General features: G+C 71.1%; 12 protein-coding genes. 8 read left to right on the forward strand and 4 right to left on the reverse strand.

What is annotated here, in order from left to right:
* Nucleotides 1-31: 31 nt before the first annotated feature.
* The 4 genes from ABT095_RS17170 to ABT095_RS17185 all read left to right on the forward strand — a co-directional run bounded on the left by ABT095_RS17170 (nucleotide 32) and on the right by ABT095_RS17185 (nucleotide 5,097).
* Nucleotides 32-1,234 (forward strand): cytochrome P450 family protein, encoded by a 1,203-nt coding sequence (locus ABT095_RS17170; protein ID WP_350530233.1) that lies wholly within the window; start codon nucleotides 32-34, stop codon nucleotides 1,232-1,234.
* A 508-nt stretch (nucleotides 1,235-1,742) separates the two neighbouring features.
* Nucleotides 1,743-2,921, forward strand: a complete 1,179-nt coding sequence (locus ABT095_RS17175; protein ID WP_350530234.1) for an ABC transporter substrate-binding protein — start codon at nucleotides 1,743-1,745, stop codon at nucleotides 2,919-2,921.
* A 164-nt stretch (nucleotides 2,922-3,085) separates the two neighbouring features.
* Nucleotides 3,086-4,099 carry a carbohydrate ABC transporter permease gene (locus ABT095_RS17180; RefSeq protein ID WP_350530235.1) on the forward strand — a complete coding sequence of 338 codons (1,014 nt, stop codon included), beginning with the start codon at nucleotides 3,086-3,088 and terminating at the stop codon, nucleotides 4,097-4,099.
* A 98-nt stretch (nucleotides 4,100-4,197) separates the two neighbouring features.
* A complete protein-coding gene (locus ABT095_RS17185; RefSeq protein WP_350530236.1) occupies nucleotides 4,198-5,097 on the forward strand; it encodes a carbohydrate ABC transporter permease in 900 nt (299 codons plus the stop codon).
* Nucleotides 5,098-5,214: 117 nt separating this feature from the next.
* Here the strand turns inward: ABT095_RS17185 and ABT095_RS17190 are convergent, their stop codons facing one another.
* Nucleotides 5,215-6,765 (reverse strand): MFS transporter, encoded by a 1,551-nt coding sequence (locus tag ABT095_RS17190; protein ID WP_350530237.1) that lies wholly within the window; start codon nucleotides 6,763-6,765, stop codon nucleotides 5,215-5,217.
* A gap of 195 nt (nucleotides 6,766-6,960) precedes the next feature.
* On the opposite strand from ABT095_RS17190, the gene ABT095_RS17195 reads away from it, so the two are divergent.
* From ABT095_RS17195 to ABT095_RS17205, 3 genes are all read left to right on the forward strand, one after another.
* Nucleotides 6,961-7,602, forward strand: coding sequence for a TetR/AcrR family transcriptional regulator (locus ABT095_RS17195; RefSeq protein WP_350530238.1), 642 nt, complete (start codon nucleotides 6,961-6,963; stop codon nucleotides 7,600-7,602).
* A gap of 103 nt (nucleotides 7,603-7,705) precedes the next feature.
* A complete protein-coding gene (gene rnhB, locus ABT095_RS17200) occupies nucleotides 7,706-8,389 on the forward strand; it encodes a ribonuclease HII (protein ID WP_350530239.1) in 684 nt (227 codons plus the stop codon).
* Nucleotides 8,390-8,737: 348 nt separating this feature from the next.
* Complete coding sequence (locus ABT095_RS17205) at nucleotides 8,738-9,127, forward strand: hypothetical protein (protein ID WP_350530240.1); 390 nt, start codon at nucleotides 8,738-8,740, stop codon at nucleotides 9,125-9,127.
* A 104-nt stretch (nucleotides 9,128-9,231) separates the two neighbouring features.
* Here ABT095_RS17205 and ABT095_RS17210 read toward each other — a convergent pair whose 3' ends face one another.
* Both ABT095_RS17210 and ABT095_RS17215 read right to left on the reverse strand, forming a co-directional pair.
* Nucleotides 9,232-9,855 carry a hypothetical protein gene (locus ABT095_RS17210; RefSeq protein ID WP_502884904.1) on the reverse strand — a complete coding sequence of 208 codons (624 nt, stop codon included), beginning with the start codon at nucleotides 9,853-9,855 and terminating at the stop codon, nucleotides 9,232-9,234.
* A 329-nt stretch (nucleotides 9,856-10,184) separates the two neighbouring features.
* Entirely contained in the window at nucleotides 10,185-12,431 is a 2,247-nt protein-coding gene (locus ABT095_RS17215) for a RecQ family ATP-dependent DNA helicase (RefSeq protein ID WP_350530241.1), read from the reverse strand.
* A gap of 243 nt (nucleotides 12,432-12,674) precedes the next feature.
* On the opposite strand from ABT095_RS17215, the gene ABT095_RS17220 reads away from it, so the two are divergent.
* A complete protein-coding gene (locus tag ABT095_RS17220) occupies nucleotides 12,675-14,318 on the forward strand; it encodes a DUF4192 domain-containing protein (protein WP_350530242.1) in 1,644 nt (547 codons plus the stop codon).
* A 50-nt stretch (nucleotides 14,319-14,368) separates the two neighbouring features.
* Here ABT095_RS17220 and ABT095_RS17225 read toward each other — a convergent pair whose 3' ends face one another.
* Nucleotides 14,369-15,682 (reverse strand): alpha/beta fold hydrolase, encoded by a 1,314-nt coding sequence (locus ABT095_RS17225; RefSeq protein ID WP_350530243.1) that lies wholly within the window; start codon nucleotides 15,680-15,682, stop codon nucleotides 14,369-14,371.
* Between the last annotated feature and the right edge of the window lie 521 nt (nucleotides 15,683-16,203).

Here is a 16,203-nt window from a genome sequence, read left to right on the forward strand (position 1 = left end):
TGCTGTACCTGTACCGTTCGAGGAGTACGAGATGACCGCCGCCGCCCCGATCGTGATGGACCCGCTGGCCCGGGACAACGCCGCCGAGGGCGCGCTGCTGCGGGCCGCCGGACCGGTGGTGGCGGTGGAGTTGCTGGGTGGCGTCCGGGGCTGGGCCGTCACCCGGCACGGCGCGGCCCGCGAGCTGCTGACCGACCCCCGGCTGGTCAAGAGTGCCGCGCACTGGGCGGCCTACCAGCGCGGCGAGGTGCCGAAGAGCTGGCCGCTGATCGGCTTGGCGGTGCCGGGGCCGAGCATGGTCACCACCGACGGGGCCGAGCACCGGCGGCTTCGGTCCATCGTGGCGCAGGCCTTCACGCCGCGCCGGGTGGAGCTGATGCGGCCGCAGATCGAGAAGCTCACCCATGAGCTGCTCGACCGGCTGGCCGAGGCCGGGCCGGTGGTGGACCTGAAGGCGGCGTTCGCCTTCCCGCTGCCGATGACGGTGATCGGCACCCTGCTGGGCGTGCCCGAGCGCGACCACGGGCACGTCCGGGACCTGTACGAGCGCTTCTTCAGCAGTGTCGCCTCGGACGTGCACGCGACCATCGCGGCGCTCAACGCCTTCGTTGCCGACCTGGTCGCCCAGCGTCGCGCCGCGCCCGGGGACGACCTGATCAGCGCTCTGCTGGCGGCCGACGTCGAGGGTGGTGCGCTCACCGACGCGGAGGCGGCGGCCACCCTTCGGGTGATCATCGCGGCGGGCCACGAGACCACGGTCAACCTGATCACAAACGCTGTGCGGGCCCTGCTCACCCACCCCGAGCAGTTGGCCCTGGCCCGATCGGGTGAGGTCGAGTGGGCGGCCGTGGTGGAGGAGTCGCTGCGCTGGACCCCGCCGACGAGTAACTTCCTGTTCCGGTTCGCGGCCGAGGAGATCAGCTACGACGAGGTGGTGATCCCGCAGGGCGACGCCGTGCTGATCTCGTACAACGCGATCGGGCGGGACCCGGACCAGCACGGCGGCACCGCGGAGCTGTTCGACACCACCCGCGCCGCCGCCCGGCACCTCTCCTTCGGGCACGGCCCGCACGTCTGCCCGGGTGCGCCGTTGGCCCGGCTGGAGGCGGCCGTGGCGCTGCCCGCGCTGTTCGAACGCTTCCCCGGGATCGCGCTGGCGGTGCCGGAGAGCGAGCTCGCGCCCAATCCGACCATGGTGGTCAACAGCCTCCGGGAGCTGCCCGTCCGTCTCTGATCGACTGTCAGCTGACCGGTCGGTGATAGGACCTTGCTGGGCCGGCCGGTGCGGTGGTTGGTGGGGCAATTGGTGGGGCAATTGGCGGGGCAATTGGTGGGCCGGTTTCGGGTCGGGCGCCTTGGCGAGAGGTGTGCGCTGCGTTAGCGTCTTCAACTCCACCCCCAGTGGGTACGGATCGCACTCAGGTACAGCGCAGCGTTGTTCTGTCACTTACTGCCTGACAGCTGGCTCCCAGGCCCTGGCACGGAGGTCCGAATTGACTCTCCCTCACCCAGCGATCTTCTCCTCCTCTCCGTCGGCCTCATCGCCGACTTCGGAAACTCGGCGGCGAGGCCGCCTCCGGCGGGCCCTGTTCGCCGGGCCCGCCGTTCTCGCTCTGACTCTGGCCGTCGGCTGCTCCAACAGCTCGGGGGGCTCCTCGGGATCGAGCGGTTCGGCGGCGGCGCTCACCGGTGACTGCGCCAAGTACCAGCCATACGCGGGGCATGCCGGGACGAAGGTCACCATGTACGCCTCGATCCTCAGCCCGGAGTCGGACTCCCTGGAGAAATCCTGGGCCGAATTCAGCTCCTGCACCGGGATCAAGATCTCCTACGAGGGCGCGAACGACTTCGAGTCGCAGCTCCAGGTGCGGGTGAGCGGCGGAAATGCGCCGGACTTCGCGATCATTCCGCAGCCGGGCCTGCTGGCCCAGATGGTGAAGACCGGCAAGGTGGTCAAGCCGCCGGCCCAAACGGTGACCAACGAGGGCAAGTGGAGCCCGGTCTGGCGGACCTACGGCTCCGTCAACGGCACCTTCTACGCGGCTCCGATGAGCGCCAACATGAAGTCGCTGGTCTGGTACTCGCCCAAGTTCTTCAAGCAGGCCGGGTACGAGGTACCCAAGACCTGGGCCGATCTGATGGCGCTGAGCGACAAGATCGCCAAGGCCGGTGGCGGTAAGCCCTGGTGCGGTGGCATCGGTTCGGGCACGGCGACCGGCTGGCCGGCCACGGACTGGCTCGAGGAGGTCGTGCTCGGCAGCTACGGCGGCGAGACCTACGATCAGTGGGTCAGCCACCAGGTGAAGTTCAGCGATGCGAAGATCACCGACGCGATGAAGACAGTCGCGGGCTGGATGCAGAACCCGGCCTGGGTGAACGGTGGCTACGGCGATGTGAAGTCGATCGCCACGACCACCTTCCAGGACGCCGGTGCGCCGATCCTCACCAACAAGTGCTGGATGCTCCAGCAGGCGTCCTTCTACCAGGCGCAGTGGGCGAAGGGCACCAAGATCGGGCCGGACGGGGACATCTTCGCCTTCCACCTCCCCGCGGTGAACCCCTCCGTGGCCAATCCGGTCGAGGGTGGTGGCGAGTTCCTGGCCGCCTTCTCGGACCGGCCGGAGGTGCAGGCGGTCCAGAACTACCTCTCCAGCTCGGAGTGGGCGAGCAGCCGGGTGAAGGTCTCCACCGGTTGGGTCTCGGCCAACCAGGGCGTGGACAAGAGCCTCTACACCGATCCGATCGACCGGCTCTCCGCCGATGCGCTGACCGACCCGTCGGCGACCTTCCGCTTCGACGCCTCCGACCTGATGCCCGCCGCGATCGGGGCCGGACAGGAGTGGAAGTCCCTCACGGCCTGGTTCGCCGAGGGGCAGTCGATCAGCAAGGTGGCCGGCGACATCGACAGCGCCTGGCCGTAGGCCGAACACCCTTGCCGGCAGTTCCTGCGGTAGACGGGACTGCGCCGCCCGTGCGTGAGGTGCCCTGACGGGTGCCGGCCGTACGGGCGGCACCGGGTCGGCTCCCAGGGCGCTCGGGGTCTGCTCTCAGCACGGGTCAGGTGACCGGAGGAGGGACGGTACGTATGCCCAGGCAGGTGTCGGTGGTCGTGCTGGCGGATTCGGCATGGACCGATGCGACGGTCAAGCTAGGAAACAGTTTCGGTGCTGTGGCAGGGTTCCTCGGCATCCTGCTGGTGGTGTTCTTCGCGGCCGGGCGGGCGCGGGGGCGGCTCGGTCGGCCGTTGGCCATCGTGGTGTTCCTGGGCCCGGCGCTGGCGCTGCTGGTGGTCGGTCTGGTGGCACCACTGATCCGGACCATCTATCTGAGCTTCTACAACGACGACTCGAGCCGCTTCCTGGGCGGGCGGAACTACGGCTGGGCGCTGACCACCGGCTCGATCCACCAGGTGCTGCTCAACACCCTGCTCTGGTTGCTGGTCGCCCCCCTCGCGGCGACCGGCCTCGGGCTGGTGCTGGCCCTGCTGGTCGACCGGATGAAGCGTCAGGCGGTCTACAAGTCGCTGATCTTCATGCCGATGGCGGTCTCGCTGGTCGGGGCGTCCATCATCTGGAAGTTCGTCTACGAGGCCCGGGACTCCTCGCAGCACCAGATCGGGCTGCTCAGCCAGCTCGCGATCAGCCTGGGGTGGTCGCACCCGCCGAACTGGATGCTCTCGCACCCCCTGAACAACTTCCTGCTGATGGCGGTGATGGTGTGGGTGCAGACCGGCTTCGCGATGGTGGTGCTGTCGGCCGCGATCAAGGCCATCCCGGACGAGGTGACGGAGGCCGCCCGGCTGGACGGTGCGCGTGGCCTCCAGCTGTTCTGGTACGTGACCGTGCCGATGATCCGCACCACGCTGGTGGTGGTGCTCACCACCGTCATGATCACGACGCTCAAGGCCTTCGACATCGTCCGCACCATGACCGGGGGCAACTTCGGTACCCAGGTGCTGGCCAACGAGATGTACTCGCAGTCCTTCGTGCAGTTCAACGTCGGGCGAGGAAGTGCGCTCGCGGTGATTCTCTTCCTCGCGGTGCTGCCCCTGGTGGCCTACAACATTGTTCAGTTGCGCAAGGAGCGTGAGACCCGGTGAAGGTCAGGCAGGTGAAGGAACGTAAGCCAGGTAGGTCCGGTCAGCCAGGTCAGCCAGGTCAGCCAGGTCAGACAGGTCGGCCAGGTCAGGCGGACGGGGTGGGTGCGGTCCGGAAGTCCTTCAGCAGTCCGGTGGCCTCGGTCTTCGTGATCGCGGTGACGGTGCTGTGGACGATCCCGACCCTCGGGCTGCTCGCGACCTCGCTCCGGCCCAAGCAGGACGTTACGGACAGTGGGTGGTGGGAGGTGTTCGCCCACCCGGACCTGATCCTCTCCAACTACCACACGGTGCTGTTCGAGGGGGGCTTCGGCGTCAGCGGCGGACTGATGCCCTATCTGGTCAACTCGTTGGCGATCAGCATCCCCGCCACGATCTTCCCGCTGGTGATCGCGGCGATGGCCGCCTACGCGCTGGCCTGGGTTCGGTTCCGGGGCAGTGACACGGTCTTCTTCGTCATCTTCGCCCTTCAGGTGGTGCCGCTGCAGATGGCGCTGATCCCGCTGCTGCAGTTGTTCTCCGGTGGTGCCCATCTGGGCGGGGTGACCATCCTCCCTTCGCTCGACCTGCACGGTACGTACGCGCCGGTCTGGCTGGCGCACACCATGTTCGCTCTGCCGCTTGCGACGTTCCTGCTGCACAACTTCATCTCGCAGCTGCCGCGCGACCTGATGGAGGCGGCGGTGGTGGACGGAGCCTCGCACTTCAAGATCTTTCGCTCCATCGTGCTGCCGCTCTGCACTCCCGCCTTGGCCTCCTTTGCGATCTTCGAGTTCCTGTGGGTGTGGAACGACCTGCTGGTCGCCCTGACCTTCGCCGGCGGGACCCCTGAGGTGGCTCCGATGACCGTCCGGCTGGCCCAGCTCTCCGGCTCCTTCGGCGGGCGGTGGGAGCTGCTGACCGCCGGGGCGTTCCTGTCGCTCATCGTCCCGCTGATGGTCTTCTTCGGGCTCCAGCGGTACTTCGTCCGAGGCCTGCTGGCCGGGTCGGTCAAGGGCTGACCCGGCCGGCGGCTCGGAACCTGATCGGCGCTGATGGCACGTGGCGCGACGCGCCGTCATGCGTGCCGTCTGGGTGCCGTCATGCGTGTTGTCAGGCTTGCTGGAAAGGCGTTCTTGTCAGTGCACCATGACCGGCTGGCCCTCGGTGACCAGGTCACTCGGCTTGGCCTTGATGGCGAAGACCGCCACCAGGAGCGCGACCACGGCCAGTGCGGCACCGACGATGAACGCCTGGCCTATGCCGTGGGCCAGCACCTCGTTGTACCAACTGGTGCCGAGCGGGAACTGCTGCTTGGCCTTGAACTCGGCCAGTTGCTCGGGCTTGGCGTGTGCCAGGAAACCCGGGACCTGCTTTTTGGCCTCGTTCCGAGTAGCGGTGACGAAGACGGTGGTCAGGATCGACAGGCCGAGTGAACCACCGATCTGCTGCATCGAGTTGAGCAGGCCCGAGGCGGCACCGGTCTCGTTGGCCGCCACTCCGGAGACCGAGATGAGCATCACCGGGACGAAGATCAGGCCCATGCCGAAGCCGAAGATCACGGTGGGGCCGAGCACTCCGGCGAGGTAACTGCTGTCGGCGCTGGTCTGGGTCAGCCAGCTGAGGCCGATGGACACCAGCAGGGCGCCGCCGGCCATGAAGGGCTTCGGCCCGTACTTGGCCTGCAGGGCCGAGGTGATCTGGGCAGCGATGATGATGGCCACGCTGATCGGGAGGAAGGCGAAGCCTGCCTTCAACGGGCTGTAGCCCAGCACCCGCTGCACGAAGATGGTGACGTAGAAGAAGATGCCGACCATGGCCGCGGCCAGGCAGAGCATCATCACCAGGCTGCCGGTGCGGTTGCGGTCGGAGAACAGGTGGAGCGGGGTGATCGGCTGTGCGGTGCGCCGCTCGATGATCAGGAACGCGGTGACCAGGACCAGACCGGCGGCGAAGTAGCCGATGGTCAGCGGGTCGCTCCAGCCACCCGGCGAAGCCGCGCGGATGAAGCCGTAGACCAGGCTGACCAGGCCCAGCGTCGAGGTGAGGGCGCCCGGGAGGTCGAACCGGCCTTCCTGGCGCTCCGATTCGTTGATGTAGAGCGGGGCCGCGATGGCGATCAGGGCGGCGATCGGCACGTTGACGAAGAACACCCAGCGCCAGTCGAGGTACTCGGTGAGCAGGCCGCCGGCCAGCAGGCCGATGGCCGCTCCGGAGCCCGCGACTGCCGAGAAGACGCCGAAGGCCTTGTTCCGCTCCGGCCCTTCCTCGAAGTTGGTGGCGATCAGGGCGAAAGCCGTGGGCGAGCAGATGGCGCCGCCGATGCCCTGGAGGGCGCGTGCGGCGAGCAGCATGTTGGAGTCCTGGGCGAAGCCGCCGAGCAGGGAGGCGAGCCCGAAGAGCAGCGTGCCGACCATGAAGACCCGGCGACGGCCCAGGATGTCGCCCGCCCGGCCGCCGAGCAGCAGCAGGCCGCCGAAGGTCAGGGTGTAGGCGTTGATCACCCAGGACAGGCTGGTGTCGGAGAAGTGGAGCGCGTCCTGGATGTGGGGAAGCGCGATGTTCACGATGGTGGCGTCGAGCACGACCATGAGCTGGGTGGCCGCGATGACGGTGAGGGCGAGGCCCTTGTTCTGCCCGCGGCTGGCCTGGGGCGGTGAAGTCCGTGCGAGTGTCTTCGAGATAGCCATGTAATCCCCCTGCTGGCTATTGGAGCTGGTGGCTGTGAGTACTCGAGCAGGTACTTGGATCGGTACTGTGCACAAACAGGTACTGAGCACGGCGGCGCGCGTGGGTGTCACGCCGCCTTGAAGGAACGGTCACGTTCACTATCATGGACAATAGCTGTGACCGATTGTGAACGCAAGCGTTCTTTAGGGTTGGTGATGATGGATCAGGCGGTGCGGCGCGAGCCGTCGGAGATCGAGGGAAGGGAGGCGGGCGCCGTCGGCCCGGCCTCCCGTCGGCGCGGCAAGGCCCTGGAGACCGCCATCTTCGAGGCGGCCCTCGATCAGCTCACCTCCGGCGGCTTCGCTCGGATGACGATGGAGGGCATCGCCGGGGCGGCGCAGACCGGGAAGGCAGCGCTGTACCGACGCTGGGCCTCGAAGGCCGATCTGATCATCGACGCCCTGGGCTCCACTCTGCCACCCCCGACGGAAGTCCCCGATCTCGGGTCCGTGCGAAGCGAGTTGCTGCAGCTCATCCAGGGGTACGGCGCCGTGATGGAGTCTCCGGTGGGTGCTGCGATGCGTGCCCTGATGGCCGAGTTGGACATCGAGCGCACCCGTGACTTCCAGGAGTTCCTCAACGAGCGGGTGATCCGTCCGGCGACCGCGGCCACCCTGGGCGTGCTGCGGCGCGGCGAGCTGCGCGGCGACGTCCGACCCGGCGCCGCCACCGGGCTGGTCGCCGACGTGGCCCCGGCGATGCTGCTGTACCGGGCCAAGGTCTGCGCCGGAGCGGTGGATCCGGAGTTCTGCGTCGCCCTGGTCGACGAGGTGCTGCTGCCGATGGTGCGGCCGTAGCCCTTCGGGCTCAGGGGCGGTCCGGCAGGACGTACGCTGGACTGGCCCGACGGGCGGTGCTCCGGCCGCCGCGCCGCCACCCGGAACCGCCGAAGGACCACCGATGCCGTACGACCCCCCGACCCACTCGGTCGAACGCTCGCTGCGCCGGGCCGGAGCCCAGGTGGTGGTCGGGCTCGACGAGGTGGGCCGGGGCGCCTGGGCCGGGCCGGTGACGGTCGGCGCGGCCGTGACCGGTATGCGCAAGCCGCCGGAGGGGCTGACCGACTCCAAGCTGCTCACCGAGCGCCGCCGTGACGCGCTCGCCCCCGTACTGGCCGACTGGGTGCTGGCCTACGCCCTCGGCGAGGCCTCCGCCGTGGAGTGCGACGAGCTCGGGATGACCGCCGCGCTGCGGCTGGCGGCGGTCCGGGCTCTGGAGGCGCTGCCTGTCCAGCCTGACGCCGTGATCCTGGACGGCAAGCACGACTATCTCGGGGGCCCGTGGCGGGTCCGCACCGTGATCAAGGGCGACCAGTCCTGCGTCTGCGTCTCGGCCGCCTCGGTGCTCGCCAAGGTCCACCGGGACGGGCTGATGGCCGAGGTCGGTGCCGATCACCCTGCCTACGGCTTCGCGGAGAACGCGGGCTACCCCTCCCCGGTGCACCGGGCGGCCCTGGAGGAGTACGGCCCGACCGAGCACCACCGGCTCTCCTGGTCCTACCTCGATGCGCTGCCCAGGTGGAGCCACCTCAAGCGGGTGCGGAGCCTTCCGCCCCAGGACGAGCAACTGACCCTCGGTTTCTGACGGTTTGTCCGTCGGCTCTTGTGCTCAAAGGGTGGGGCGCCCGTGCGCATCCGACCGGCATTTGATAGATATTCGGGCATGCCTGCCTTCCCCGAGGAGCCGGAGATTCACGAGAGCATCCCGGGCCCCGGCGTTCCCTTCCCCCGCGAGTCGGACGCACAAGCCCTCAACACGCCTGCCACCAGCAGCGCGTCCCCCGTCCCCGTCCAGCCTTCCGCGCCGCGGGCCGTCGTACCCGGTCCGCGCCCGGCCCCGCCGAGGGCTCCCAAGCCCGGGCCGCCGCCGCGTCCGGTGCAGCCTCCCAAGCCCGGCCCGGCACCCCGACGGGCCGGCCCCACGGTGCAGTTCGTGTCCGCGCCCGCCCGGGCCGCCGTGGAGCGGGCGGACGAAGCGGTCGATCTGTTGCTGGAGTCGGGCCGCCGCCCGGAGGACATCCTGGTCCTGACCGTCGGCGAAGCCCACCCGTGGCAGCAGCACGAGCTCTCCTTCGGTGAGGCCGGCTACTGGGCGCAGTTCACCGAGGGCGGCGACGTCTTCTACGCCGATGCGGCAGCCGTCACGCCCGGTCCGTTGCGGCGCGAGGTGGTGGTCCTGGTGGTCAACGACACCGCCGCCGCCCGGGTCGAGCGTGCGGTGCGCGAGGTGTTCGACCACGTCGGCACGGTGCTGGTCGTCTGTGGTGAGACCGACCAGGTCGCCCCGCTGTTCCCCGCCGAGTACCGTCCGGTGCCCGCCTGAGTCACCGACTTGCCGGGGCACTGCGGTTCGTGCCCCGGGACCGAGCCCTGACCCGGGTGGGTCGGGGCTCGCGGCGTGTGCGGACGCCCGGCGGAGCGGAGCGCTCAGCTGGTGGCCGCGCGGCGGAGGGGGGCGACGGTGGCCGGTCGCCAGACCCGCTCCTCGGCGGGCTCGCGGTTGTTCCGTGGCGTCAGCTCGGTGACGGTGTGCACCGGCCCCTCGGCCCAGGAGCCCGAGTGCGGGGCCCGCCCCCGGCGCCCGTCGCCCAGCGAGTGCCACCCGGCCGGCGTCAGTGCGATGTACGAGCCGCAGCGCAGGCCGTGCAGTGTCGCGGCGTCGCGCAGCGCCCACATCCAGGCGCCGTCCTGCTCCGTCCACTCCGCCGAACCCTCGCGGCAGCGCATCAGCACCGCCGTCCGGCACGGCGAACCGAGCCGCAGATCGTGCGGTGTGATCTGGCGCAGGTGGGCGAGGATCGCGTTGCGGTGCTGCCAGCCGTCCTCGCTGTGCGGGCGTGGGGCGAACGAGGCGGAGGCCGTCACGTAGTGCTCGGCGTCCAGCACGGCGATCACCGTCGTGCCCGGCTGGGGGAGATGCCGCTGGTGCAGCTCGCTGACGAACTCCCTGGGTGCCCGCAGCAACGGGATGCCGGATGCCGCCCAGCTCTCCAGAGAGAGCGTCCGTCTCTGGGCGGGGGAGAACTGACCTTGGTCGATGCCGCTGATCACGATCCTCCTCTCCCGACCCGCAGAGCGCGCGGGTACGTGCGTACGCCGAAGGACGGGTCCAGCGGACCGGTCATGGGGTACGGTCCAATTCTCGGGTCAGACGCCCCCGAGCGGCAACGATGAAATGACGAATGTCGCCCGAAGGCCACTGTTCTGTCACATATATCCCGCTTCCGCGGTGCTGCCATTCGGTGGATTTCAGCCGGATACCGCCGTTCTTGTCAGGTCTCCCCGTGGGCCGGGCCCTTCCGAGGCCTTGTCGCGGGCTGAACCGCCGACCGTCGAGGATCACGCTTGGACGGCCGAGGGCACGCCTGGATAGCCAACGGTCACGCCTGGACGGCCAGCACCAGTGGGAGCACGGTGCTGGCGCCCGCCTGGCGGAGCAGCCGGGCCGCTACGGTGACCGTCCACCCGGAGTCGACCTGGTCATCCACCAGCAGAACGGGCCCCTGGGCGGCGGCCAGCGCGGCGGCGAGCTCCGGCGGCACGGTGAGGGCCCCGGCGAGGGAGTGCAGCCGCTGGGCACTGTTGCTGCGGGCGCCGTGCGGAGGGCGGCCGGTGACGTAGCCGAGGTGGCCGAGCAGCGGCATGCGGCCGATCGCGGCCAACTGGGCGGCGAGGCTCCCGACCAGCTCCGGTCGGGTGCTGGAGGCCATGGCGACCACGCCGACCGGCCGGGCCAGGCGGTTGCCGCCGGGCCCCTCCGGTCCGGCCCAGCCCCCGGGGCCGCGCGCCCAGTCGGCCACCACGCTCACCAGCGCGTCGACCAGCTCGGCGGGGACGGGGCCGTCGGGCGTCTGGTCCGCGAGCAGAGCGCGCAGGCGGGTGCCCCAGCCGATGTCCGAGAGACGCCCGAGCGCGCGGCCGGTCTCGGCCTGCTCCCCGGCGGGGATCCGCCCCTTCAGCGGGACGCCCAGCGCTTCCATCCCGGTGGGCCAGAGTCGTCGTGGCTCGAAAGTGACGCCCGGGCGGCCGAGCGCGGCGCGGGCGGCCGCCAGGGCCTCGTCCGACACGGCTGCCGAGTACCGGCTCCCCGCACAGTTGTCGCACCGGCCGCACGGCACGGCCGCCTCGTCGTCCAGCTGCCGCCGCAGGTACTCCATCCGGCAGCCGCTCGTCGCGGCGTACTCGCGCATCGCGTGCTGCTCGGCCTCGCGGGAGGCGGCAACCTTGGCGTACCTGGCGGTGTCGTACGCCCAGGGCTCGCCGGTAGCCGTCCAGCCACCTCGCACTCGGCGGACGGCGCCGTCCACGTCGAGCACCTTGAGCATCGTCTCCAACCGGGCCCGACGGAGGTCGACCCGGGTCTCCAGGGCCGCGGTGGAGAGCGGGCGGTCGGCCTCGGCGAGTGCGTCGATCGTGCGCCGCACCTGCTCCTCGGGCGGGAAGGCGAGCGAGGCGAAGTACCGCCAGATCGCCTCGTCCTCGCGGCCGGGCAGCAGCAGCACCTCGGCGCGGTCCACGCCACGCCCGGCGCGGCCCACCTGCTGGTAGTAGGCGATCGGCGAACTCGGGGAGCCGAGGTGGACCACGAAGCCGAGGTCCGGCTTGTCGAAGCCCATCCCCAGGGCCGAGGTGGCCACCAGCGCCTTGACCCGGTTGGCCTGCAGGTCGGCCTCGGCGCTGCGACGCTCGGCGTCCTCCGTCCGGCCCGAGTAGGAGGCGACCTGGTAACCCCGGCCGCGCAGGAAGTCGGTGACCTCGTCGGCGGCGGCAACGGTGAGGGTGTAGATGATCCCGGAGCCCGGCAGCTCGGGCAGGTGGTCGGCCAACCAGGCCAGGCGCTGGGCCGGGTCGGGCAGCGGAAGGACGCCCAGGCTCAGGCTCTCCCGGTCGAGCGGGCCGCGCAGGACGAGTGCCTGGTCGTCCTGCGCGGAGGCGGCAGCGCTGCCGGTGCCGAGCTGCTCGGCCACGTCGGCGGTGACGCGGGCGTTGGCGGTCGCGGTCGTGGCGAGGACGGGGACGCCGGGCGCCAAGTCCGCGAGCATGGTACGCAGCCGGCGGTAGTCAGGGCGGAAGTCGTGGCCCCAGTCGGAGATGCAGTGGGCCTCGTCCACGACGAGCAGGCCGGTGGCGGCGGCGAGCTTGGGCAGCACCTGGTCCCGGAAGTCGGGGTTGTTCAGCCGCTCGGGGCTGACCAGGAGGATGTCGACCGCACCGGCGGCGACCTCGGCCTGGATGGTGTCCCACTCCTCGGGGTTGGCGGAGTTGATGGTGCGGGCGTGGATGCCGGCCTTGGCGGCCGAGTCGACCTGGTTGCGCATCAGGGCCAGGAGCGGAGAGACGATCACCGTCGGCCCCGTGCCGCGGGCGCGCAGCAGGGCGGTGGCGATGAAGTACACGGCCGACTTGCCCCAGCCGGTGCGCTGCACGACGAGCGCCCGCCGCTGGTCGATGACCAGTGCCTCGATCGCCAGCCACTGGTCCTCGCGCAGCACGGCGGAGGGGCCGGCCAGCTCGCGCAGCACCGCCTCGGCCCGCGCGCGGACGGCGGCGCGGTCGGGCGACTGCTGGTCGGGCGACTGGCGGTCGGGGCGGTGGGCCTCGGCTGAGGTGTCGGTCGGCTTCTGCATGGGTCCATCAATACAGGTTGTGACCGACAGTCGGTGAACCGTGGCATCGGGTGGTGGATAGCTCTCAGCGCGCTCATTGAAGTGTGATGAGCTGCTGAGCATCTCACTCTGCGTCATTTGTCCGTTTTTGTAGGGAAATAGGCGCTGGGCCGTTCGGGGGAGCAGATGCTGGACCCCCCGACTTATCCACAGGAAAAGGATCGATGCGGACAAGTAGGTCCGCCGACGGCCACCCTTCCGGACATGAACCACGAACACACCGCACCGCTCCCCGGCCCCGCCTCCGGACCGCTCCCCAACTCGCTCGGCCTCGGGCTCCCGACCCGGATGCGCGGCCCGAGCGACATGGCGGAGATGCTCCCCTACCTGCTCGGGTTCTTCCCGGACGACAGCATCGTCGTGGTCGGCCTGCACGGGCCCCGGCTCGAACAGGGCGGGGTCATCCGCCTCGACATCCCCGACAACCAGGAGACGTGGCCCTCCGTCGCGGCGGACACCGCGCGGCTGCTGGTCGAGCTCTCCGAACAGCGGGGCAGGCGCCCCGACCAGGTGCTCGTCTACCTCTGCCACGACCCGGCGGACGGGGACTGCCCTGCCACGATCTCCCGACTGGCACCGCTCGCCGACGGCCTGACCGACGCCTTCCGGGCTCAGGGCGTCAAGGTGCGGGAGTCGCTGGGGATCGCGGACGGCCGCTGGTGGTCCTTCCTCTGCCGGGGGACGACCTGCTGCGGCCCGGCGGGCACCCCGATCCGCTCGGCGCGGGTGCCGAGCGCGATCGCGGCCGCTGCCACCTTCGCCGGGCTGGCGCCGAGGGGAAGCCGCAAGGAGATCACGGCCGGCCTCGTCCCGGTCGGCCCCACCGATGCCGAGCGCTACCTCGCGGAACTCCACCGTGCCGGGCCGGAGCTGATCGGGCTGCTCAGCCGACCGAGCGAGCGCTCAGCCCTGGTGGAGCGCACGAGCGGGCTCATCGACGCGGCTATGGAGAAGTTCCGCGCCGGCGCCGAGGAACTGGACGCCGAGCACACGGCCAGGCTGCTCACCGGGCTGCAGGTGCGAGAGTGCCGGGATCGCGGCGCCGAGTACCTGGAACCGGAGGAGCTCGTCACCGCCCAGCGGCTCTGGCGCTACCTCGCCCGGCGGGCCGTCCCGCCGTTCGAGTCCTTCGGGGCCGCGCCCCTCACCTTGCTGGCCTGGACGTCCTGGCTGGCGGACGACACCGCGACCGCCCGGATCGTCCTCTCGCGGGCGCTCGACCTGGACGGGGACTACACGCTCGCCCAGTTGCTCTACGAATCGCTGAACGCCGGGCTCCGGCCGGACGATCTTCTCGACGGCATCCGGCAGGAGCGCGCGGCCCGCCGCTCGCGGGGCGAGGCGGGCACGGGACACCCGGGCGCAACCGCCGTCCCGGAAGCCATCGACAGGGCCAGCCCGTACGGCCCGGTCGACGGCGGTCCCGGTGCCGAAGGCCCGGGGCCGGACGGGCCGGACTCAGGCTCCGTCGGGTCCGGGCCGGAGCCGCCCGCCAGGCCGGGCGTACAGCGCGGTGCCGACGCGGCCCGGATCCGGACCGGAGGTCGGTCCGGTGCCGAACCGGGGGCCGACGCCAGGTCCGGCCCGAGGCCGGCCGGGGCGAGAGCGGCAGTCGCACCTGCCCGGGGCAGGGCCACCCCGGGGGCAGCCGGACCGAGCCCGTCGGACAGCCCGGCGGCCGGAGCGGCCGGAGAGCCCCCGGCGCCCCGCCGAGGGTGGTCGCGGCTGGTGCGGCGATCAGCCTGTCCCTCCACCGTGGGCCATGGCGACCGGGGTGAGGCCGCCGGTCCCGAGGCACGGGCCGGCTCGGTGCCGCGGCCGCGGAGCCGGCCGAGGTGGACGGGATGAGCCTGGGCCCGAAACCGTCCCCCATGCCCATGCCCATGCCCGCACCGGGGTTAGAGCTCGCCGCGCACCATCTTGATCAGGCGGTCGAGCACCTGACCCCCACTCACCCGGAGGCCGTCGTGCTCCCACTCGTTCGTCACCCACACCCGCAGGCCCCGGACGGCGTTCGCGGTCTCGAGCGAATCGGCCGTGTCGACGTACATGTCGTCGTGGTACACCGCAGCTGCCACCGGCACGGTGTTCCCGGCCAGCCGGGCCGGGTCGTACAGGTCGGGCCAGTCACCCCGCTCGGCGAGCAGCTCCGCAGCCTCGCGGAGCGGCTGCAGCGCCGGATCCGCCTCGAACATCGCGGGGTAGATCATCTCGCCGGTGAACAGCACCGGCTGGTCCGTCGAGAGCGCGCGCCGCGCGTCGAAGGCGGGGAACTCGGCCCGCACCCGCTCCGCCGCCCATCGGGTGCCGGCGCGGTCCACCGAGCGCTGGCCGTAGATCGACTCGTGCAGCACGGCGTAGAGCGGCCCCTGGGCGAAGGACAGCTGGGCCTGCGCCCCCGCGAGGAAGGTGTCGGACAGCTCGCGGCCGGCCACCCCTTCGACCCACGCCTCCTCCAGCAGGTGGTGCAGCGAGTGCGAGCCCGTGCCGGAGCCCAGCATCAGACCGAGCGCCTGGAAGGCCTCGACAGTGAGCAGGCCGCCGTCCGGAAGCCGCGCCGGGTTCTCGGCGAGATGCGCCGCGATCTCACGGACGGTCGCGACGTCCTGCGGGTAGCGCGCGTAATGTCCGGCGTTCTTCCGGGCCACTCGCGGGTACGCGGCCCGGTAGACGTCGTCCGCCGAGGCTTTCAGGCCCGCCAGGCCACCCGTCACGAACGCCTCCCGAAGCCCTTCCGGCGCAAGCGACAGGTAGGTCAGCGTGCAGAAACCGCCGAAGCTCTGGCCCAGCAGGCTCCACCTGCTGCCCTCGCCCAGCAGCCGGCGGCGGATCAGCTCGGCGTCGCGGACGATCGAGTCGGCGCGGAAGTGCGCCAGGTAGTCGGCCTGCTCCTTGGGCCCGCCCCGCCGGGCCAGGGTCTGTCGGTTGGCCGGGGTGGAGCGGCCGGTGCCGCGCTGGTCGAGCAACAGCACCCGGTAGTCGTCCAGCGCGCGCACCAGCCAGCCGTCCCGGCCGAGCGGCCGGTTGGCCTTCCCGCCCGGGCCGCCCTGGAGGAACAGCAGCCAGGGGAGGTCCTCGCCCTCTCGTCCGGCGGCCACCACCTCGCGGGCGTAGACCTCGATCTGCTCGCCCTGGGGAGCCTCGTGGTCGAGCGGCAGTTGGAAGACGTGGTCGGTGGTGACGATCCCGGGCAGCCGGTTGCTGGTGGACATGCGACTCCTCGATCTGAGGTGGTGAGGGGAGAGGTACCGCGGCCGCCGGCGGGGTTCCGAGCTGCCGCCGGGGTTCCGGCGGTGGAGGCCGCTCCGGCGTCCCGCCGGTCCTCCCGGTGCGAACGCCGCCACCTGCGCACCGTATCCTGGCGGCGGCCGGACGCTGTCGTAGGGCGGTCCGAGCACGGGGGCGGGTGGATCTGGCACGCTGGCTGCGGGACCGGTCCGGCCGAGGTGGCGTCGGAGCACCGCCGCAGGGCGGAGGTACGGCGAACCGCTGGGCCGGGTGGCAGTCGTCGTTCCGGCGTGACCTGGGGAAGGTGCGGTGCGTTCACCCCGTGGGGTGGCCGTACGCCCGTCCGGTCTCAAGTGGCGGGCCAGGGTGGCCTGGCACACGGTCCGGTCGGCCACCGCCGACCGGCGGCGTGCGGAGCGGATCCTGTCGGTTCAGGTCCGGTCCGTTCGGGGCCCGGCAGCTCGATGCTCGAAGGCTCGGGGTTTTTCAGCGGATCGGAGGCCGC

Source organism: Kitasatospora sp. NPDC002227, assembly GCF_040296285.1.
GTDB lineage: Bacteria > Actinomycetota > Actinomycetes > Streptomycetales > Streptomycetaceae > Kitasatospora.

Bases quoted from the DNA above. Each gene is read 5' to 3' on its own strand.
- ABT095_RS17170 (WP_350530233.1), top strand. From the start codon at position 32: ATGACCGCCGCCGCCCCGATCGTGATGGACCCGCTGGCCCGGGACAAC.
- ABT095_RS17175 (WP_350530234.1), top strand. From the start codon at position 1,743: ATGTACGCCTCGATCCTCAGCCCGGAGTCGGACTCCCTGGAGAAATCC.
- ABT095_RS17180 (WP_350530235.1), top strand. From the start codon at position 3,086: ATGCCCAGGCAGGTGTCGGTGGTCGTGCTGGCGGATTCGGCATGGACC.
- ABT095_RS17190 (WP_350530237.1), bottom strand. From the start codon at position 6,765: ATGGCTATCTCGAAGACACTCGCACGGACTTCACCGCCCCAGGCCAGC.
- ABT095_RS17195 (WP_350530238.1), top strand. From the start codon at position 6,961: ATGATGGATCAGGCGGTGCGGCGCGAGCCGTCGGAGATCGAGGGAAGG.
- rnhB (WP_350530239.1), top strand. From the start codon at position 7,706: ATGCCGTACGACCCCCCGACCCACTCGGTCGAACGCTCGCTGCGCCGG.
- ABT095_RS17215 (WP_350530241.1), bottom strand. From the start codon at position 12,431: ATGCAGAAGCCGACCGACACCTCAGCCGAGGCCCACCGCCCCGACCGC.
- ABT095_RS17220 (WP_350530242.1), top strand. From the start codon at position 12,675: ATGAACCACGAACACACCGCACCGCTCCCCGGCCCCGCCTCCGGACCG.
- ABT095_RS17225 (WP_350530243.1), bottom strand. From the start codon at position 15,682: ATGTCCACCAGCAACCGGCTGCCCGGGATCGTCACCACCGACCACGTC.